This is a genomic window from Indibacter alkaliphilus LW1 (genome assembly GCF_000295935.2).
Lineage (GTDB): Bacteria > Bacteroidota > Bacteroidia > Cytophagales > Cyclobacteriaceae > Indibacter > Indibacter alkaliphilus.
The window spans coordinates 1-21887 of record NZ_ALWO02000045.1; the positions used below are offsets into that span (position 1 = coordinate 1).

A 21887-nucleotide genomic window follows, 5' to 3' on the forward strand; every position below is an offset into this window, starting at 1 on the left:
CAAATCGAACCGTATTATCCATTTGTTGCTGAAATTATTCTAATATCTAGGGGTATTTCCTGATTGCTTCCTATTTTCCTTATAGTTTTTTCTTGTATTGCCCTAAGGAGTTTAAGCTGAATTTCATAATCCAGATTACCTACCTCATCTAAAAAAAGTGTTCCGCCATTTGCAAACTCAAAATGCCCGGTTTTGTCTTCCAAGGCCCCGGTAAATGAACCTTTCACATGCCCGAAAAGCTCACTTGTGGCAAGTTCACTACTCAGAGCCCCACAGTCGATTGCTACGAAGGCCTTTTCTTTTCTATTTGACTTTTGATGGATTCTTTTGGCCAAATATTCTTTTCCTGTTCCTGTTTCACCCAAAATCATAACTGATAGATCTGTAGGAGCAACCAAATCTATATGCTCCTCAAGTTGCTTTGAGTCTGGGCTACTTCCTTCTATATAATCGGGTATCGGATTTTGCTCTAAAGAGATCTCAATCAATGGGTTGTTTTGGATGGCAAATACCTCTTTGACTGTAGCCAGTAGTTCGTCGGGATTGATAGGCTTGGTAATGTATTCATGAGCACCAATTTTGATTGCCCTGACTGCTATCCTGATATCAGAGTAATTGGTGATCAAAATCACCCCAATCTGAGGATACTGCTTTTTTGTAAATTCGAGAATTTGCATTCCATTTCCATCAGGAAGCCTATAATCTGTGATGATCAATTCAGGCCAGCCGGATTTGATCAAAGGGAGAGAAGTTTTTACTTTTTCTGTTGTCTTTACTTCAAATCCATTTTTTACCAAAAACTTTTGAATGATTCTGGCATAAGTGATATCATCTTCTACTAAAAGTATGTTAGGCATTGAAATAGTTTTTTCTCTAAGCTAATAAAAAAATAAAGTACCGAAGACATCTCCGGTACCTTATCTATATGAAACCTATTTAATTGTCATTAACTTTTTATAATTGTTTCTGGCTTTGTTTTTCAAGGAAGGTAAAAACTCTTTTCTAGCTGATCTGTAAGATGTTTTTCTTCTCTCTGATCATTGTGTTCAAGTGGTTTTACAACATTGATTTTGTAAAGCTGATAGCATATTATTACCATGTTAATCGAAAGTAGTAGTATAATTCCCAATCGCTTCATACCAAAGAAAAGGCAGGTATTATGCCAAAAGAATAATATTGCTCAGAACAAGGAAAAAGAGGATTTAACCTCTTGAGCTTGTCCAAAAATGCTACATCTGTAGAAAAATTCCACAACTTTAATACTTACAACACTTTCTTACAGCCCTTTAATTACTTCCAACAATTCAGTTGGATTGATGGGTTTGGAAACAAATGCATCAGCCCCTTCTGACACAGCCTTATTTGCTATGCCCTCATCTCCATAACGGGTCATCAATATGATTTTGGTATTGTTTTCTTTTCCTTTTATTTTTTTAAGGATATCAATTCCATTCATATCAGGAAGTCTATAGTCCAAAATAGCCAGATCAAAAGAATTTGATTCCAATAAGTTGAGGGCTTCTTTGCCTGCTTGGGCATCGAGTACCTGAAAATCATTCTTTGTCAGAAACCTGGTCAATAGTTTGCAAAAAACTATATCGTCCTCTACGATCAATATTTTATTTTTATTCATGATGTATTCTTAATTTGGAAAATTAAACATTAGCATTTTTCTCGCCAAAAGTTAGAATGGCATTTTGATCAATGGCATACACGGCCATTGCACTCTGTACAAATCCTTTGATCAATTCATCTATACCCAAGCCCAGCTGTCCAAAGTTACGAATGTCAAACAACATCAGTCTTTCATCGGCATAAGTCCAACCATCTTCCCCTTTAATTGAAAGATTGGTACCATAGACTTCCCAAGAGTTTTTGCCCTTTGGAAGCTCTTCATTTAGGGGGAATCCAGATCTTCTTGAATAAACGGCTAGAGGACGTATTCCTTCATCCGTAGCATGCATCATCAACCTTAGGTCAAATGCATAACTTCTGCCTTTAAAATCAGGGATAGTTCCTACATGATACCATGCTTTACTTGGATCCAAACCATCGGAATAGTTGCTATGAATCAACTGTTGGACAAGGTAAAGGTCTGATTTGGAAATTTCTGATAATGCGAATTCCAATTCCTCTTCATTTACAACCGTGTATACGCCCTGACCTGCATTGGAATCAGGGACTTTGATGACCATGCTTCCACCAAGAATTCCAAAGTATTTCCTTAATTCTTCATAGGGAACTTTGGTGAAAGTTTTAGGGGTGAAAATACTGATGCCTTTGTCTTTGAATTTTTCATTGAAAATATCATAAGCACTACTTGCAACTTCCTTGTTTCTTCCACCGGCAAGACAAGCTTCTATAGGGTTAAGTATAAGGGTTTTGGGATTTTTAGGAAGTCGGTTCCATGGTTCCTGTGTTACATATCTGAACGCAGCTCTGATTTCTTCCCAATTTTCCATTTCATTTTTGACATACATTTTGCCGTCCACGAACTTTACAGGTGGCGTATTGTCACTCTTCTCAAATTTTGCCAAATAGACATTCTCTCCAAATGCATCTGCAATGGTTGCCGCATAACCTATATTTTCCATTGGGTTTTTGTCATAGATGACTGCTAAAGCACCCTCCTCTTGATGGGCGTCTACCATAGGTTTAAAAGTCTTTTCTATGAGCCTTTTATACCCTCCCTGCTCAACATTTAAATCTAAAAGGGGCATGGATTTTTGTCCCGAGGGACAGGAATTGGTTTCGATCACAGTTAATTTCCTGTTACCCTCATGATTGGTGACGTGCATCAAGTCGGTACCCGCCCATCTAAAATAAACCGGTTGGTATTTGAGGATTTCCAGTATGGCTTCTTTGTCTGCCATAGGATTGAGCCTGTGATACCTTTCGGTCATTTGTTCATGTGTAAGGTTCAAAAAGTAGGATACCAATGGATGGATATTTGAATTCAAAACCCTTGGGTACCAATGATCCGTTGGTTCAAAATCCCCTGGTTCTACCAAATGTACATTTTTTGAAATGGATAATTTCATCTGTTTATAATTAGCTTTTCGATGGTCACATGAAGTGCCCCGAGCAATCATCACTATTTAATGTGAATCTGTTCTAATGGGCATATCATAGTTTTATTTATTTTCTAGAATTTCATTTATTTTTCTTAAGCTTGAGTAGCCCTCACCTATATTTCAATTTATTGATGCTACTATTTCACCGATGTATTCTTTGTTTTTCCAAAGCATCAATATCCCGCTGAGTACCATACTGGCGACCACTATTTTTCTAAAGAATAGCTCTGAAATTTTGGAGAGAATCAACTTGCCAAAATAAACCGCAATCATGGAAGATAGACCAATCAATATACCAAACTTCAGCACTTCCCCTGTAACATAACCAAAATAGGCGTAGCTTATGATTTTAGTGATATGGAGAATTATGGCATTGGCTGATCTTGTGCCAAGCAAGGATTCCTTGCTGATACCATAATTGAGATAGGCGGAATTCATCAATGGTCCCACACCTCCGATCAAACCGGAAAGGAAAGAAACTACAAGGCCCATAGGTGCAAAATGCCAAGCCTTGACCTTAAAGCCCGTTTTAGATTCCTTTTTGTTCCACTGGAAAACAGTAGATAAAAGCAAAAGCCCGATCAGTATCTGGAGAAAATCGGCTGATAATGAAGCAAACATCCTCGCTCCGATAATAGAGCCAACAATAGTGGAAGGAAACAGCCATACGAACAATTTCCAATCTATATGCCTCCAAAAAAAGAAAACTTTGGAGGTACTGCTCATCCCTATACTGATGGCCATCACAGGTGCTACTGCTTTTACCCCAACCACTACTGCCACTAAGGGCATCAGGAGCAAACTTGCCCCCCCTCCTGTTAGCGTACTGAGTATAAATACCACAAATGCGCCAAGGAGCACTAAAATCAATTGTATCATAACTTAAAAAAGGGAATCTCTTTTTAATAATTTGTATTTCAGGTTAGCTGCCAAAATGCGGTAACCTTTATTTGGTTATTGTTGGATGTTTAGAGATAAACGTTTTGCTTTTGAAAGCTTACAAAATGCCTGATTTCTATACCCAACAATAGAATTTTTATCTAATCATATTCCTATTACTCAACTCTCAAACTAGGGAATGGTTATAGCTGTCTCTCCATCCAGGACGAGTGTATGAATTGATATTGTAAATGATATTGATATCGGATAATAAGAAAAATTCATGCCTAAAATCATCCTTTCTATGAAGCGAAATGTCCATTGGTTCGAAAAGGGTTGGGGTATTTTTCTACACTGTGTGGAATTCCTGTAGGAATATCACCGTAATAGCTATGTTATTAGCAAATGTATGAAAGTGGATTTGTTGCTGAAATTATTCTAATATCTAGGGGTATTTCCTGATTGCTTCCTATTTTCCTTATAGTTTTTTCTTGTATTGCCCTAAGGAGTTTAAGCTGAATTTCATAATCCAGATTACCTACCTCATCTAAAAAAAGTGTTCCGCCATTTGCAAACTCAAAATGCCCGGTTTTGTCTTCCAAGGCCCCGGTAAATGAACCTTTCACATGCCCGAAAAGCTCACTTGTGGCAAGTTCACTACTCAGAGCCCCACAGTCGATTGCTACGAAGGCCTTTTCTTTTCTATTTGACTTTTGATGGATTCTTTTGGCCAAATATTCTTTTCCTGTTCCTGTTTCACCCAAAATCATAACTGATAGATCTGTAGGAGCAACCAAATCTATATGCTCCTCAAGTTGCTTTGAGTCTGGGCTACTTCCTTCTATATAATCGGGTATCGGATTTTGCTCTAAAGAGATCTCAATCAATGGGTTGTTTTGGATGGCAAATACCTCTTTGACTGTAGCCAGTAGTTCGTCGGGATTGATAGGCTTGGTAATGTATTCATGAGCACCAATTTTGATTGCCCTGACTGCTATCCTGATATCAGAGTAATTGGTGATCAAAATCACCCCAATCTGAGGATACTGCTTTTTTGTAAATTCGAGAATTTGCATTCCATTTCCATCAGGAAGCCTATAATCTGTGATGATCAATTCAGGCCAGCCGGATTTGATCAAAGGGAGAGAAGTTTTTACTTTTTCTGTTGTCTTTACTTCAAATCCATTTTTTACCAAAAACTTTTGAATGATTCTGGCATAAGTGATATCATCTTCTACTAAAAGTATGTTAGGCATTGAAATAGTTTTTTCTCTAAGCTAATAAAAAAATAAAGTACCGAAGACATCTCCGGTACCTTATCTATATGAAACCTATTTAATTGTCATTAACTTTTTATAATTGTTTCTGGCTTTGTTTTTCAAGGAAGGTAAAAACTCTTTTCTAGCTGATCTGTAAGATGTTTTTCTTCTCTCTGATCATTGTGTTCAAGTGGTTTTACAACATTGATTTTGTAAAGCTGATAGCATATTATTACCATGTTAATCGAAAGTAGTAGTATAATTCCCAATCGCTTCATACCAAAGAAAAGGCAGGTATTATGCCAAAAGAATAATATTGCTCAGAACAAGGAAAAAGAGGATTTAACCTCTTGAGCTTGTCCAAAAATGCTACATCTGTAGAAAAATTCCACAACTTTAATACTTACAACACTTTCTTACAGCCCTTTAATTACTTCCAACAATTCAGTTGGATTGATGGGTTTGGAAACAAATGCATCAGCCCCTTCTGACACAGCCTTATTTGCTATGCCCTCATCTCCATAACGGGTCATCAATATGATTTTGGTATTGTTTTCTTTTCCTTTTATTTTTTTAAGGATATCAATTCCATTCATATCAGGAAGTCTATAGTCCAAAATAGCCAGATCAAAAGAATTTGATTCCAATAAGTTGAGGGCTTCTTTGCCTGCTTGGGCATCGAGTACCTGAAAATCATTCTTTGTCAGAAACCTGGTCAATAGTTTGCAAAAAACTATATCGTCCTCTACGATCAATATTTTATTTTTATTCATGATGTATTCTTAATTTGGAAAATTAAACATTAGCATTTTTCTCGCCAAAAGTTAGAATGGCATTTTGATCAATGGCATACACGGCCATTGCACTCTGTACAAATCCTTTGATCAATTCATCTATACCCAAGCCCAGCTGTCCAAAGTTACGAATGTCAAACAACATCAGTCTTTCATCGGCATAAGTCCAACCATCTTCCCCTTTAATTGAAAGATTGGTACCATAGACTTCCCAAGAGTTTTTGCCCTTTGGAAGCTCTTCATTTAGGGGGAATCCAGATCTTCTTGAATAAACGGCTAGAGGACGTATTCCTTCATCCGTAGCATGCATCATCAACCTTAGGTCAAATGCATAACTTCTGCCTTTAAAATCAGGGATAGTTCCTACATGATACCATGCTTTACTTGGATCCAAACCATCGGAATAGTTGCTATGAATCAACTGTTGGACAAGGTAAAGGTCTGATTTGGAAATTTCTGATAATGCGAATTCCAATTCCTCTTCATTTACAACCGTGTATACGCCCTGACCTGCATTGGAATCAGGGACTTTGATGACCATGCTTCCACCAAGAATTCCAAAGTATTTCCTTAATTCTTCATAGGGAACTTTGGTGAAAGTTTTAGGGGTGAAAATACTGATGCCTTTGTCTTTGAATTTTTCATTGAAAATATCATAAGCACTACTTGCAACTTCCTTGTTTCTTCCACCGGCAAGACAAGCTTCTATAGGGTTAAGTATAAGGGTTTTGGGATTTTTAGGAAGTCGGTTCCATGGTTCCTGTGTTACATATCTGAACGCAGCTCTGATTTCTTCCCAATTTTCCATTTCATTTTTGACATACATTTTGCCGTCCACGAACTTTACAGGTGGCGTATTGTCACTCTTCTCAAATTTTGCCAAATAGACATTCTCTCCAAATGCATCTGCAATGGTTGCCGCATAACCTATATTTTCCATTGGGTTTTTGTCATAGATGACTGCTAAAGCACCCTCCTCTTGATGGGCGTCTACCATAGGTTTAAAAGTCTTTTCTATGAGCCTTTTATACCCTCCCTGCTCAACATTTAAATCTAAAAGGGGCATGGATTTTTGTCCCGAGGGACAGGAATTGGTTTCGATCACAGTTAATTTCCTGTTACCCTCATGATTGGTGACGTGCATCAAGTCGGTACCCGCCCATCTAAAATAAACCGGTTGGTATTTGAGGATTTCCAGTATGGCTTCTTTGTCTGCCATAGGATTGAGCCTGTGATACCTTTCGGTCATTTGTTCATGTGTAAGGTTCAAAAAGTAGGATACCAATGGATGGATATTTGAATTCAAAACCCTTGGGTACCAATGATCCGTTGGTTCAAAATCCCCTGGTTCTACCAAATGTACATTTTTTGAAATGGATAATTTCATCTGTTTATAATTAGCTTTTCGATGGTCACATGAAGTGCCCCGAGCAATCATCACTATTTAATGTGAATCTGTTCTAATGGGCATATCATAGTTTTATTTATTTTCTAGAATTTCATTTATTTTTCTTAAGCTTGAGTAGCCCTCACCTATATTTCAATTTATTGATGCTACTATTTCACCGATGTATTCTTTGTTTTTCCAAAGCATCAATATCCCGCTGAGTACCATACTGGCGACCACTATTTTTCTAAAGAATAGCTCTGAAATTTTGGAGAGAATCAACTTGCCAAAATAAACCGCAATCATGGAAGATAGACCAATCAATATACCAAACTTCAGCACTTCCCCTGTAACATAACCAAAATAGGCGTAGCTTATGATTTTAGTGATATGGAGAATTATGGCATTGGCTGATCTTGTGCCAAGCAAGGATTCCTTGCTGATACCATAATTGAGATAGGCGGAATTCATCAATGGTCCCACACCTCCGATCAAACCGGAAAGGAAAGAAACTACAAGGCCCATAGGTGCAAAATGCCAAGCCTTGACCTTAAAGCCCGTTTTAGATTCCTTTTTGTTCCACTGGAAAACAGTAGATAAAAGCAAAAGCCCGATCAGTATCTGGAGAAAATCGGCTGATAATGAAGCAAACATCCTCGCTCCGATAATAGAGCCAACAATAGTGGAAGGAAACAGCCATACGAACAATTTCCAATCTATATGCCTCCAAAAAAAGAAAACTTTGGAGGTACTGCTCATCCCTATACTGATGGCCATCACAGGTGCTACTGCTTTTACCCCAACCACTACTGCCACTAAGGGCATCAGGAGCAAACTTGCCCCCCCTCCTGTTAGCGTACTGAGTATAAATACCACAAATGCGCCAAGGAGCACTAAAATCAATTGTATCATAACTTAAAAAAGGGAATCTCTTTTTAATAATTTGTATTTCAGGTTAGCTGCCAAAATGCGGTAACCTTTATTTGGTTATTGTTGGATGTTTAGAGATAAACGTTTTGCTTTTGAAAGCTTACAAAATGCCTGATTTCTATACCCAACAATAGAATTTTTATCTAATCATATTCCTATTACTCAACTCTCAAACTAGGGAATGGTTATAGCTGTCTCTCCATCCAGGACGAGTGTATGAATTGATATTGTAAATGATATTGATATCGGATAATAAGAAAAATTCATGCCTAAAATCATCCTTTCTATGAAGCGAAATGTCCATTGGTTCGAAAAGGGTTGGGGTATTTTTCTACACTGTGTGGAATTCCTGTAGGAATATCACCGTAATAGCTATGTTATTAGCAAATGTATGAAAGTGGAAAAAGTCCACAGACTCCCCTGATTTTTCCAGGATATTTTTTCTAATCTTAAAAACTACCAATGACAAATAGCTATTTCTCGCGGCGATCGCTGCGACCTCGCTGCGCACGCTGCGTGAAACCTTTTGTCATTTGATTACCTGTAAATGCCAAATTTTAAAATCTCAGCACGACGCGTTATTTTTTCATTACCCTTTCTGAACATTCCCCTAAATGTTAATATCATGTTTTATTGAAGTTAAATGATCTCTTTGCCTCCTTGCGAGAAATAATATAATTGAAACAAGGCAAACAAAAAGCCCAACATGATTTTTAGGATTTTCCCTTTTTTGATTTGAATTCCCGATATTATAAGCAAATTTTGTAGTTGGTTTTTTATGCGATAACCCTAACAGTTGAAATGAACAAATATATTGATCTTATACAGCAAACTTTTGACTTTCCTACCAAAGAATTTCATGTAGATAACAATGAATTGCACTTCAATGGAGTCAATTTGATGGAAATCATCAAAGAATACGGTACTCCGCTGAAGCTGACCTACCTTCCAAAGATTTCCGAAAACATACAGAATGCCAAGACCTATTTTGGCAATGCCATTCAGAAGCATGATTACAAGGGCAAGTACACCTACTGCTATTGCACCAAGTCGTCACATTTTAGTTTTGTACTCGATGAAGCTTTGAAAAATGATATCCATATAGAAACCTCTTCTACTTTTGATATTCCTTTGGTGCGTAACCTATACGAAAACGGTAAAATCACCAAGGAGACTTATATCGTCTGCAACGGCTTCAAACGTGACCTGTACAAGCAATATATCACCGAATTGCTCAATGATGGTTTCGTGAATTGCGTTCCTGTCCTGGATAATCTGAGTGAAATTGATTATTACCTGGAACATGTGAAGGTTCCTTTCCAAGTGGGTATCCGGATTGCTGCTGATGAGGAACCGAAATTCGGTTTTTATACATCTAGATTGGGAGTGCGTTACAATGACATCATCAAGCTGTATGAGGAAAAAATCAAGGATAATCCCAATGTAAGCCTGAAGATGCTCCATTTCTTTCTCAATTCAGGAATCAGGGATACAGCCTATTATTGGTCCGAGTTGACGAGGTTTATCCAAAAGTATGTGGATCTCAAAAAAGTAGCTCCTTCTTTGGATACCATGGATATTGGGGGAGGATGGCCGATCAAGACCAATGTGTTTTTTGACTATGATTACCAATACATGGCTGAACAGATTGTCAAGAATATCAAATGGATGTGTGCCAAAAACCATACCCAAGAACCTCATATTTTCACTGAATTTGGAAGCTATACAGTAGGGGAGAGTGGAGCAGTACTTTATTCCATATTGGATGAAAAACTGCAGAATGACAAAGAGCTTTGGTACATGATTGATGGTAGTTTTATTACCCAATTGCCGGATAGCTGGGGTCTCAATCAAAAATACATCATGCTTGCCGTGAATAACTGGGAAGAAGAGTACCACAATATCAACCTGGGAGGCTTGACATGTGACAGTATGGATTATTACAACTCGGAAGCCCATCAGTTCAATATCTACTTGCCTAAGGTAGAGAAGAAAAAACAGTACATAGGCTTTTTCCATACCGGCGCTTATCAGGAATCTCTAGGCGGGTATGGTGGAATTCAGCATTGCCTGATTCCGGCGCCCAAGCATGTGATCATCGATAGAGACACAGATGGAAGTATCAAGCATTGGTTGTTTGCCCCTGAGCAAAACTCAGAGAGTATGTTGAAAACTTTAGGATATTGATCAAAAAAGGCCTTAATTTCAAAAATTGAGGCCTTTTTTGAACTATTGAGGGTTTCTTTTGGTATAATATCTACGACTTTTACCATATAAAGAATTACAATGGTTTCGGTTTTATATTCATTCATTTCCATTTGGCTTCTTGCTTTTTCCATTCAGGATGGCGTAAAAGTTGTTTATCTGGAATGTAAACCGGATGATCTATCAGGTAGGGTTGTTTATCAAAAAAAAGGCAAAGACATCTATGAGCGGGCAGAAAAAATCATCAAAGATGCTGAAGAAGAACTATGCCAATATGCAGTTTCCAAAAATATGGACCTGATAGAGGTTTATGTTACCGAACAAGTGCATGGTCAAATTCCTACAGAGTCCCAAAAAGGCGAAGTAGGGCACGTGACTTTGTTGGTATTGTTTAAGAAAACTTAACAGGCAAATTTCTCATCTTGAGTCTCGTTTCAAGATTTGCAGTAATTTATTTCGTATTTTGCGAAATCTTAATCTAAAAACTATCAATAAATTCTGATTTAGCTCGACCTCTGTCTAGAAAAATTATTAAGAATTTAATCAAAGTAGGTATAAACTCCTGGCTTTTGTAAAGTAGTGTAAATGTGGATTCAATCCTGCCTGGAAGGGATTCCACCCCGATGAACCGGGACAAGATTTGACCATTGAAAAACAATTATAAACAAATGAAAAAAACGCTTTCTTTATTATTTCTTCTTGTCATTGCTTTTTATGCTGAAGCGCAGCAAACATATTCTGGAGAGTACACATTCAATGGTTTAAGAGGAGAAGGTGTTTTCGAGTTTGTAGAAGGTGAAGGAGATGCAATTATCAAGCAAGGGGAATTCAAGTTTCTCCGAAAAGAGATAGATGTAGAAGACAGAACTGTTTTTTATAAAACCGAAGTTTATGGATTTTATGATCAGGACTTAAAAACAGGAAAATGGGAATATCAGGATGAAGTTCACCGGGCAGAGTTAGAAGATGTTATTGAATTTAAGCTTGAATATGACCTTAACAGTGAACAGATAATTTTAACTGCAGAATACAAGGAAGGTGTTCCACACGGGAAGTGGATTTTTTTGGAGAACGAGTTTAGGGATGGTAAGCTATCACCAAAATCCCAGGCAGATGATTTTAATTTCAATAATGGAGACATTCAAGGTCGCTTTCAATATAGAGCCTTTGTAGAAGGAAAGACCCATTTTATCAGGGGAGAAGTCAATAGGCAAGGCTACATGAACGGAGAATGGACCTTTGTGTACAGAGAAGGGGATATTCTAGTGTCAGAAGTAAGGAAATATGAAAATGGTTTTCTGCTAGGGGTAGTCAAAAGGGATCTCGAGACAAACAGTCTCATAGAAGAAGTGGTTTTTTATCAGACAATCAGAAAACTAAATGCGGTCAATGCAGGAGAAAATAAAGGCTTTAGAGTTTCAGAGGAAAAGTTTGGAATTCAATTTAACGATGGCTTTTTATCCGGTTCTGAGCAATTTGCAGTTCAGGAAGAGGGGAATGATTTCATCAACGAATTTTTGACAAATATACTTCGCTACGATGCCAAATTTGTCAATGAGAGAGGTGAGCTTGTAGAATATCCGCTTCACACGAAAAAGTTTGTTTTTGAATTAAGTAGAAATGAGCAAAGAATAGTAGAAGACCTTCCAGGGAAATTTGATGAACTTCAAACCACAGTAAGAGATTATGCAGAGAGGAATGCCCTGCGTTTGAACAGGCAAAAATCAGATTCACTTTCTTTTGCCTATGATTTTTTTCAGCATCAGGTGGAACGCTTGGCTGAGTTCAACGAAATAATGGGGCTTTTTAGAACCAAGCAAATCCAGTTTTATGATTTACAATACCTTGCGAGTGAAGGGTTACCATTTTTGAAAGAATTGGACTTGATAGAATATACATTTGAAGACAGTACACTCACGAAAGAGATTGAATACAAAATAGGTGATATAGAGGAGAGTTTTTATTCTGCCCTTTCGGACTATATTTCTCAGATGAGTGATGTTACCTCTAAGGTAAAGGCATATGTAGACAATTCCCTGACCAGAATTGAAAGAGATGATGATCTAAGAAGCATAGAAGCCCAGATCCGGGAAAGAAAAGACGAGCTGGAAGAAAAATTCCTTGAGGATGAAGAACAGGATCAAATGACCAAAGAGATTCTTCAGGCCATTCATGACAATATTCTGGAAACTGGTTTTGATCAGTTGAATGAGCGCTATGCGAAAGAGGAAAACTTTGATGAGAAGAAAGAAACAGCAAGAGTCATGTTGGATCTTTTGGATGAAATGGAAAGTCTTTATGAGCCTTTAAGTGAGATAAGTCAGAGAGCTGAAAGACTGGATCAGCTCTACATGGAAGAAATATTCAATCCATTTACTTACACCAGATATGATCAAAGGGCAAAGCCTAGACTTTATGAGAGTGCTGAAAAAGTAATGGAGTATTACATTGATGAGCTCAAATCAGAAAGTGATTATACCCAAATCAAAAGTTGGGTTGCAAAACTCGATAGACTTTTTGAAAGAATGGGTGAATTAAGGGAGGCTGATACCAGACGGGAAGAAAGAAGAATAAATAGAAGACAGTCTGTAAGCAGGATAGAATCATTGTTAGAGCTATAAGTTTAGGAAATAGATGAGTTTTAAAAAATTAAAATTAGGGCTTGCGGTCTTTGTTTGTATCGTTTGCTTTTCTGAAAACGCCCAATCTCAAGGTCAAACCCCGATCGTCGTTCCTGACGGGAAAACAACCGTTCCTACCACAACTGAAAACTGGAATGGACTTTACTTGAAACTAAGGATGACGGATAAGTGGTGGTGGTACCAGGAAAACCATTACAGACGAAGAAATAGTGTCAACAATAATTGGGATTTTGTAGGGAGAATGAGCCAATTGTACAATAGATTTGGGTTTACTTATCTATTCACAGATAATTTTGAGGTTACTTTCGGTCCTACGCTTGTATGGCAGTTTTCACCGGACAGAGGAAACCCGGAATTTGTTGATTCAGTTTTTGATACCCGTTTTTGGCATCAGTGGCTCATGACTCAAAGTATAGGCCCAGTTAAGGTTTTACATCAGTTTAGGTTTGAGCATAGATTTCAAAGAGACAACAGGGTAGGGTCTGAATATGAGTATAAGGATAGATGGAGATATAAAATCACCGGTTATATTCCAATTAACAAGCCGAGGATGGAAAATAAGACCTTTTTTATTGCACCATCCAATGAGTTTTTCTTTCAATCCAGCAGACAGTCATGGAATATATTTGAAGAGAATAGGGTGTATACTGCTGTGGGATACACTTACAATAATTATATGTTTTTTGGTGGTCACATGTGGACTTACGGACCTACAAGTACACCCGGAACCTATAGAGACAGGCATATCATAAGACTCAATGTCATGTATACCATTGACTTCAGAGAAAGAAGAAGACCTTTGACCAGAGATTTTGCCTTTTAAACAACCATTTTGAAAATTGAAATGAATAAAATATTAATTGTTTTTGCTTTTCTCCTGCTATCATTTTCCTCTTATGGGCAATATAAGGAACAGTTCAGAGCCATGCATGGATATGAAATGGGTGTGGATAAGGGTTTTTTTGGAATAAATTTCACTGGAGAGTATTTCCCCTTAAATTATTTTTCAATAGCTCCTTCATTCACATTTTTCACTCCGGCCACGGGAAATGCTAGGGCGTTTGATTTAAATGCTAGGTACTATTTGACAGAAAAGGAGAGTCAGTGGTATGTGACTTCTGGTTATGGGCATTATACAAGGGCCTTTGAGTTTAATCCCATAGGAAGGGAGTCCTTCAATTCACTCAATCTCGGTGGAGGTGGAATGATAAAATTTATTGATGAAATAGGTATCAACCCTGAGATTAGGTACCAATTGGGAAGAAATGATCTTCTTTTTAAAGTTAGTATAGTGTATTTTGTAAATTAATTATTCAGAAAATTACATTTTTGAATTTACATTTTTGATTTAAGAATAGGCATAATACTTGTTTATTTTTCGAGGTATGGCAAATCAATCGATTTGTCCAGTTTATTTCTTTGCCTTATTTCAATGTATTAAATGACAATACCTCTATCACTGAAAATCCTTTTATTTTATTCTATTTGTTTTGTTATTCCAGAGACTTTATCAGCCCAAATAATTGGAGAAGAGTTGCATGAAGAATTGGATTCTGAAGAAGAACCATTTAGCATTTCAAACTTACCGTACTTTTTAGATGATGTTATGCTGCTTGCAGGATTTAACTCGGGAAATGTTTATTGGAGTAATCATTTTAGAGAGCTAAGAAGTTCGGGTGGGTTTCAAATCGGTTTTGAAGGATTTATACCATTAGGTCAAATTACTTTTCTTGACTATGGGATTCAATATGCTCAAAGGAATTTCAAACATGGAAAGCAAGAAATTTTATTCAAAAACCATTTTCTAGACTTTCCTATTTATGCATCTTTTATGCTTCCTGAACTTAGATCTATTGATTTGAGATTTTTTTTGGGAACACAGTTCAGCTATAGGCTTTCTTCCGAACAAAGTGAAATATATCCGCTATTAAGTAATGATAGCTTTCAATATGATCCAACTAGATTTAATAGGTTTGATTCGGGGATGACTTTTGGATTGAGTGGCGAAAAGGGAAATTTCTTTTTTAGGTTGAGGTCGTTTGTAGGTATTAGTAAAATAGATAGAATGGATCAAGGTTCGATGAGTGCTTTTTTTATAGAAGGTGGATATTTTCTATTTAGAGGATTAAGACAATAAGTTATGTTCAAAAAATTGATAAATATATTCTTTCTGGTTTTTGTATCAATGTCCATACATGCTCAGAGAGCGAGCATTATGGAAAGGGATACTATTTATTTGGATGAATTCTTTGGTGTTGAAAAATTTGAACACTTGATACAAGATACCTTAATAATCAAACATGGGAATTATTCCTTTTCCTCGGAATTGTTTAATGAATTATTAGTCAATAAGATTTCAAAATTGGAGGTGAATGGAAAATACAAGGGTAACTATTATCAAGGTACTTGGCAATATAAATTGACAGAACTGGAGGTAGATATTATTGGGATTAGAGAAGCAAGGAATATGTCTTTGGAGTACATACTGAATGGTACTGAAAAAAATGCTTCACTCGATTATAACGAAGGTTTACCAAATGGCTTGTGGAAAATTGGAATTGTTAAAATTAATGAAAATAGAAGAACACCTGAAATCACAGGTGGTCAATTTATTTTTGATCATGGGGTGGCAATCAATGATTTTACTTTTGACGATCCTCAAAATCATTATTTTGTTCGTGGGGTTTTAAATGAAGAGGGTTTTTTTGATGGAGATTTGATATTAAGGTTTAAGCGTAACAGAGAAGAAATTAAAGAAACCAGGTTTTACCAGAATGGGTTTTTGTTAAAATTGTCAAGATTTAATGAATCTAAAGGAGAACTTGAAGCAGAAATCATATTCAACGATGTTCAAAAACAACTTGAAGATGCAGATGGTAAAATTGAAGAAATCAACTTTACCATAAGTCAAGAAGGTTTTGGAGTATTGTTTCAAAACGGGTATAATTTAAATGATAACAAACTTACAGAACAGGAAGAAGGAAATCTTATTTTAGAAGAGGTTATTGAACGATATAGGAAATTTTCTAGAGGTCATGACCAAGAAAGAGAAGAGCCTAAATTCAACCTTACCCGCCGATTTAAATTTATTTATCCGGAAGAAGAGGGGAAATTGATTAGGAATGTACGTCCTCGGCTAAATATCATGCTTGAGGAGTACAATGACTTTTTAAGTAATGCCAAATTTATTCTGAATAGAGAAAGGATGGATAGTCTTCCATATATTTTTGGATTTATTGACCATGCCCGCCGAAAGGCACAAGATATGTTGGATGTTATAGCATTGACTGAGGATGGGTTCTTTGATTTTCTCTATAGACCTAATTATTACCCAAATGGACTTCCCAACCTGAATCAAGCTGATAGCTTTAACTATGAAGAAGCCGGGGAAGAAAAAGAAGCGGAATTTGATTTGGGGATTTATGTTGATTCTCCATACAGGATTATGGAGCAAATAGAAGTTTTCACAGATACCCTAAAGCAACAAACGGACGAATACTTGGACTATGCCTTTATGGAGATCAGGATTTTTGATGAACAGGCAACGATTGATAGCCTTGATAATCAGATTGTTCAATTGAAAAGCAAAGCAGATGCTTTATATTCATTTTTACAGGTGATTCCGGAAGACAGAACATTTGAGGAAATGCCCTTGGATTACAGAGTCTACAGAGTAATTCACAACAATTCCCTTCAAAGACTTCAAAATGAATACTTGGATGCAGAAAATTATGATGAAAAGGTAAAAGTAGGGGAAGAACTTACCTGTATGTTGGATTACCTAATCGACCAGCATGAAGAAATTCTTTTCATAGAAGAAATGCCAGACAGATTGGATAAAGAGTTTACCAGATTTTCACCCAATCCATTCTTTGAAAGAGATATAGAGACCAAAATATTACCTGCTATCTATGGCAAAGGAACTGGCCCGCTGTTCAAATATTATGCAGAAAACTTATTTGAATCCAGGAACTGTAAAGATTTACAAAGCAACCTGGAAAAATTCAGGAAGCTTGAAAATAGACTTAAGGAACTGGTGAAAAGAAGTGATACTGAAGAGGTGGTAAGATTGGACCGTGCCTTAAGAAGGGAAAATATTCCAAACCGAATTGAAAGATTATTGAACCTATAGATTTCAAACCTATATGAAGAAAATTTTAATTTTGACCTTTTTATCCTTCTTTATAGGTGTTGCACATACATTTGCACAAGAGGATGATCTGGAGTTTTTGGACAACAGAATCATGTATACCAAGTACTACATTTCTGATTTTTTCAATGATACCACCAAGTGGGCATGGGAAGCAGATGTGGTCTATAGAAGACAGAGTCAACTGGGAGCAGGGGACATCTGGGATGCACCATTGAGACTTAGTATCAGGCCTTGGATCGCCTATCAGTTTACTAAACTGACCAGAGTAAGTTTGAACCCAATGGGTATTTTCTACTCTGCTCCAAGGTATCCACAGGAATCTGATCTGGACAGGCCCTTTGAGAGAGAAATGAGGACTACCCTTCAGATCAACAATTATGTGTATTATGGCAGATACAACTTTACCCACAGGTTGAGGTTTGAGTCCAGATGGAGAGACATTGATGGGGAAGGAAGGCCCAACCATAATTGGAGGGTCAGGTATAGGTTGAGAACCAGAATTCCCTTAAACACAGACTACTTTTATACCAACAATACATGGTATATCTCCCAATATTCTGAAATGCACGTCGAATTTGGAAGGGATTACGGAACTAACTTTTTTTCCCAAAACAGAAATTATATTGGAGTGGGTTACAGGTTTTGGGAATGGACCAGACTGGAATTGGGCTATATAGTTCAGCTCAATACCAGAGGAAACAACAGGCAGGTTGACCTTTCCCAAGGGCCTATGTTTTATCTGTTTATGGATGTCCTGAGCAGGAATAAGAGAAGGTATAATTATAGTTTTTAGAAGTGAGAATCAAGGCAGGCAAACCTCTGATGTCATTATGAGTATATACCATTTAGGGGAATGTTCAGAAAGGAAATAACAGTTGGTGTACGTCATCCTGAGATTTTAAACTTTGACATTTACAGAAAATCAAATGACAAAAGGTTTCACGCAGTTGGCGCAACGAGGTCGCAGCGATCGCCGTGAGAAATAGCTATTTGTCAATGATACCAAGGAAGAATCTCCTACCTTTTTTTTCAGAGACTCTTCCTTCGTCAGAGTGACGATCCCTCTATATCTGTCAAAGGTAAGAGAAGCGAGAGACGAGAAAAGAGATGACATGGCCTGCTATTCAAAATAGCTCCGTCATTTTCCCTTCGTAAACCGGATATCTGAGGACTGTTACCGATAAATCAGAAGTCAAAACCATTGATATTGAGGGGAGTTTCAGAAGTGGTGCATTGAAAGATTGATCGCTCTGTAACTTTTTATATGTCTGTCAATTAAACGTATACCTGACTCCAAGCTGCATTTGCCAGACATCTCCGATATTAGCGGTTCTTACAAAACTTCTTGTCGGCAATTCACCACGGGCTGGATTGAGTTGATAAGTAGGTACATTGGATACCGGATCTATATCCACTATACCAATTGGGGATTCATTGGTGATGATCTGGCCCACCCCCCAGTTATTGTTGAGCATATTGGTGAAATTAAAGATATCAGCACGTAGTTGAAGACTGTTTCTCTTTCCGCCTACTTGGATAAAGAAATCCTGTACCACTGAAAAATCAAGCCTTCCCACTACCGGAAATTGAACTCCGTTCCTAATGGCGTAATTACCTCTTCGGGTACTCAAATGGGGATCCTGATTGATGAAGTCATTGAATATTTCTCTTTGCTGACTTGCCGAAAAAGTAGTTCCATTGACAGTCAATGGAGCAAAGGCCATCTCCTGAAGCTGGGCTTCTGTAGGCACAAAAAGTAGGTCGTTACCGACAATTAGGTCTCCGTTAACATCTGTATTGTATACATAGGATTCTACACCTTGATTTCTTAGTTCATAAAAAAGAGAAACTGAAGTCGCCATATTTTTAGCGTACTCTTTACGGTACCCTACCGAACTGATAATTCTATGCCTTTGGTCATCCAAAGAAAAGCCCAATTCCGGGAAATTACTTCCTCTTACAGCATGGATGTTTTCATAGGATAAGTAATGTTGTGTATTACCGTCTACCATGTTTTTGGAAACCCCATAGTTGTATGCAGCCATGGCATGTAGGCCGTTGTCGAAGTTTTTCTGAAGCTGGAAAGTCAGGCTGTAAGCATATCCTTGTGAGGTATTGTCAAGGACCACCGCATTGGTAATGTTAGGATTCCTTCTGTTGGCCTCATCCGAAAACCCATAAAGCGGCCTGTTGTCCGGTCCTGCAAGATTTCTTGTAGCGGGCATTAGATTGGAATCATAAAACAATAAGTCAGAAACCTGGGCCGTGTAGATACCTTCAAATGTACCTACAATACCGCCAAAAAGCTCTTTGTCTATACCGATATTGCTTCTCCATACTTGTGGATTTCTAAAGTTTTGGTCAATATAGGCCAAGTCGTAGGTATCGGGAGTGCCGCCATTTTGTGGAATGTAGGCATTAGGGTCAGGACTGAAGGGAAAATTACTCGTATTGTCTTCTCTGATCTGCCCCTGAAGTACTCCGTTGGTGTTGACCATATTGGAAATATTGATGTAAATAGGCCTACCGGAAAACAAACCTGTACCCCCTCTTACCTGAAAAGTCCTATCTCCTTTTACATCCCAATTGAAGCCCATTCTAGGGCTCCACATGTATTGTGGAGACGGCAAGCGATCGGTTCTGATACTGATCTGCTCCCCATCTGGTCGCCTAAAGTCCAGCTCAGCTGCTTCGGGATTGAACCTGGCCGTTTGCCCATAGAAGGGAACATCAAGTCTGACACCTAAGGTTACTTTAAGTCTGTTGGTGACATTGATTTCATCTTGGATGTATGCACTGGCAATGTAAGCCTGTGTATTTGCTGTAGGAACACTGCCGTCAGGTAAGGCGGAAAACTGTCTTTGGAACCTTCTTAATTCGACCTCTTCACCTGCTACATCACGGTAAAAATCATCCAATGAATTGTAGACATAATGGCCAAAAAAGGTAGGGGTAAAGGTATAGTTGAAATTGAAATATTCGAAGTTGACTCCTGCGGTCAGGGTATGGTTGTTCAGATAAGCGGAAAAATTGTTTTGAAATTGCCATACATCCGAATCCAGCGCTCTGTTGGGTGAAAGTAAGTCTGTCCCGAAAGAGATATAGTTTCTGCCGCCTTCCAAAATATCCACCATAGGGAAATCTCCGCCTTCCCATGATCTGAAATTCCTGTTAGAGGTCAGGCCAAACCTGAGTTCATTGGAAAATCTATTGCCGAAGGATGAGTTCAATTCAATTATTCCGGAGTAAATGTTATCATTCAATAGGTAGTTTGAATTTTGGAAATTTAGGGAAAACAGGTTTTGGTTTCTTCCACCAAATCCAAGGGAAGTTCTTGCCACAGGCCTTTCTCTTGAAGAAATCAGTGTATTGAACCTAGCACTCAAATGATGGTGTTCATTGATGTTATAATCAAGTTTGATAAGGAATTTATCTGATACTGTAGGAAGGTTGTAATCTTCGTAAAGGCCGGGATCATAGCCGTAATTGCTGATCAGGAGATTTCGCACATCCTCCATGTCTGATTGCAACACACGGGTTACATTGGCTCCTGATCTTCCCGGTGCATCTGCGATAAAAGGTGAGTTGGGATCAGACCTTCTTTCGGACTCGCCTGAGACAAAAAAGAACAACTTGTCTTTGATGATTGGTCCTCCCAGTCTAAAACCATATTGCTGAACATTGAAATTTTCGGTAACCACTTCAGTTCCTCTGGCATTTGTTCCTACCATTCGGTCATTCCTATTATTGATAAAAGCTGATCCGCGGAATTCATTGTCTCCGGATCGGGTAATGGCATTTATTCCTGCACCTGTAAACCCACCTTGGGTGACATCATAGGGGGCAATATTCACCTGAATTTCTTCAATGGCATCCAGTGAAATGGGGGTGGAGTTGGTAGGCGCTCCTGGAATAGACCCTGTCAGACCAAAGGCATTGTTGAAAATACTTCCATCCAAGGAAAAGTTAATGGATTTTGGGTCTTGTCCAGCGAAGGATTCACCATTGGATTGCGGAGTAAGTCGGGTGAAGTCCTGTACGCTTCTGCTCAAAGTAGGCATTGTCATCAATGCTTCTCTATTGATGGTAGTAGCAGCACCTGTTCTTTCATCATTCAGCAAATTGTCCCTAAATCCTGAAACCTCTACAGTTTCCAGGTCGAAATCATCATCGTTGATTTCAAGATCCAAAACAAACCTTTGGCCCAATCTCAGGTTGATGTTGTTGATGATTTTGGTTTCAAATCCAATGAAAGAAACCTCCACCCTGTAAGGGCCTCCTGTACGCATATTAGGAATGGTGTACCTTCCATTTGTTTGGGAAACAGTTGTATAATTTGTACCAGAAGGCGTATGCACAGCTTGGATGGTGGCACCCGGTAGGGGATCTCCTAAATCATCTGTGATAAGCCCGGTGAGGCCTGATGTGGTGGTTCCTTGACCGTAGGATGGCAATGACATAATTGCCACCAAAAAAAGGGATATAAGGATAAACTTAAGGATTTCTAGGGTTTTCATGGAGACAACCTTTGGTTATGGAAATTTATTTTAACCAAGTCTATGCC

At 38.0% G+C, this 21887-nt stretch carries 17 protein-coding genes; 8 read left to right on the top strand and 9 right to left on the bottom strand.

Translation table 11 applies throughout. From position 1 onward, the window contains the following. Positions 1–14: 14 nt before the first annotated feature. The 8 genes from A33Q_RS15865 to A33Q_RS15900 form a co-directional block, all read right to left on the bottom strand. On the bottom strand, positions 15–857 hold the full coding sequence (locus tag A33Q_RS15865) for a sigma-54-dependent transcriptional regulator (protein WP_016255403.1): 843 nt from the start codon (positions 855–857) through the stop codon (positions 15–17). Between the two features lie 419 nt (positions 858–1276). After that, positions 1277–1633 (bottom strand): response regulator, encoded by a 357-nt coding sequence (locus A33Q_RS15870; RefSeq protein ID WP_009033837.1) that lies wholly within the window; start codon positions 1631–1633, stop codon positions 1277–1279. 22 nt (positions 1634–1655) lie between these two features. Beyond that, the gene (locus tag A33Q_RS15875) at positions 1656–3041 is read right to left on the bottom strand and encodes an ATP-grasp domain-containing protein (protein WP_009033836.1); all 1386 of its coding nucleotides are present in this window, start codon (positions 3039–3041) and stop codon (positions 1656–1658) included. A gap of 153 nt (positions 3042–3194) precedes the next feature. Continuing rightward, positions 3195–3953 (bottom strand): sulfite exporter TauE/SafE family protein, encoded by a 759-nt coding sequence (locus tag A33Q_RS15880; RefSeq protein ID WP_009033835.1) that lies wholly within the window; start codon positions 3951–3953, stop codon positions 3195–3197. 398 nt (positions 3954–4351) lie between these two features. Beyond that, positions 4352–5209, bottom strand: coding sequence for a sigma-54-dependent transcriptional regulator (locus tag A33Q_RS15885; protein WP_016255406.1), 858 nt, complete (start codon positions 5207–5209; stop codon positions 4352–4354). A gap of 419 nt (positions 5210–5628) precedes the next feature. Further along, complete coding sequence (locus A33Q_RS15890) at positions 5629–5985, bottom strand: response regulator (protein ID WP_009033837.1); 357 nt, start codon at positions 5983–5985, stop codon at positions 5629–5631. Positions 5986–6007: 22 nt separating this feature from the next. Further along, complete coding sequence (locus A33Q_RS15895) at positions 6008–7393, bottom strand: ATP-grasp domain-containing protein (RefSeq protein WP_009033836.1); 1386 nt, start codon at positions 7391–7393, stop codon at positions 6008–6010. 153 nt (positions 7394–7546) lie between these two features. Continuing rightward, positions 7547–8305 carry a sulfite exporter TauE/SafE family protein gene (locus tag A33Q_RS15900; protein WP_009033835.1) on the bottom strand — a complete coding sequence of 253 codons (759 nt, stop codon included), beginning with the start codon at positions 8303–8305 and terminating at the stop codon, positions 7547–7549. Positions 8306–9124: 819 nt separating this feature from the next. On the opposite strand from A33Q_RS15900, the gene A33Q_RS15905 reads away from it, so the two are divergent. The 8 genes from A33Q_RS15905 to A33Q_RS15945 all read left to right on the top strand — a co-directional run bounded on the left by A33Q_RS15905 (position 9125) and on the right by A33Q_RS15945 (position 18116). After that, positions 9125–10510 carry an arginine decarboxylase gene (locus A33Q_RS15905; protein ID WP_009033834.1) on the top strand — a complete coding sequence of 462 codons (1386 nt, stop codon included), beginning with the start codon at positions 9125–9127 and terminating at the stop codon, positions 10508–10510. 99 nt (positions 10511–10609) lie between these two features. Beyond that, entirely contained in the window at positions 10610–10933 is a 324-nt protein-coding gene (locus tag A33Q_RS15910; protein WP_009033833.1) for a hypothetical protein, read from the top strand. A gap of 263 nt (positions 10934–11196) precedes the next feature. Continuing rightward, positions 11197–13149 (top strand): hypothetical protein, encoded by a 1953-nt coding sequence (locus A33Q_RS15920; RefSeq protein WP_009033832.1) that lies wholly within the window; start codon positions 11197–11199, stop codon positions 13147–13149. 13 nt (positions 13150–13162) lie between these two features. Beyond that, the gene (locus tag A33Q_RS15925; protein WP_009033831.1) at positions 13163–13993 is read left to right on the top strand and encodes a DUF2490 domain-containing protein; all 831 of its coding nucleotides are present in this window, start codon (positions 13163–13165) and stop codon (positions 13991–13993) included. A 21-nt stretch (positions 13994–14014) separates the two neighbouring features. After that, positions 14015–14479 (top strand): hypothetical protein, encoded by a 465-nt coding sequence (locus A33Q_RS15930; RefSeq protein WP_009033830.1) that lies wholly within the window; start codon positions 14015–14017, stop codon positions 14477–14479. Positions 14480–14611: 132 nt separating this feature from the next. After that, positions 14612–15307 carry a porin family protein gene (locus A33Q_RS15935; protein WP_009033829.1) on the top strand — a complete coding sequence of 232 codons (696 nt, stop codon included), beginning with the start codon at positions 14612–14614 and terminating at the stop codon, positions 15305–15307. A gap of 3 nt (positions 15308–15310) precedes the next feature. Then, on the top strand, positions 15311–17302 hold the full coding sequence (locus A33Q_RS15940) for a hypothetical protein (RefSeq protein ID WP_009033828.1): 1992 nt from the start codon (positions 15311–15313) through the stop codon (positions 17300–17302). A 13-nt stretch (positions 17303–17315) separates the two neighbouring features. Then, complete coding sequence (locus A33Q_RS15945) at positions 17316–18116, top strand: DUF2490 domain-containing protein (RefSeq protein WP_009033827.1); 801 nt, start codon at positions 17316–17318, stop codon at positions 18114–18116. A 478-nt stretch (positions 18117–18594) separates the two neighbouring features. Here A33Q_RS15945 and A33Q_RS15950 read toward each other — a convergent pair whose 3' ends face one another. Next, positions 18595–21840, bottom strand: coding sequence for a TonB-dependent receptor (locus A33Q_RS15950; RefSeq protein WP_009033826.1), 3246 nt, complete (start codon positions 21838–21840; stop codon positions 18595–18597). Between the last annotated feature and the right edge of the window lie 47 nt (positions 21841–21887).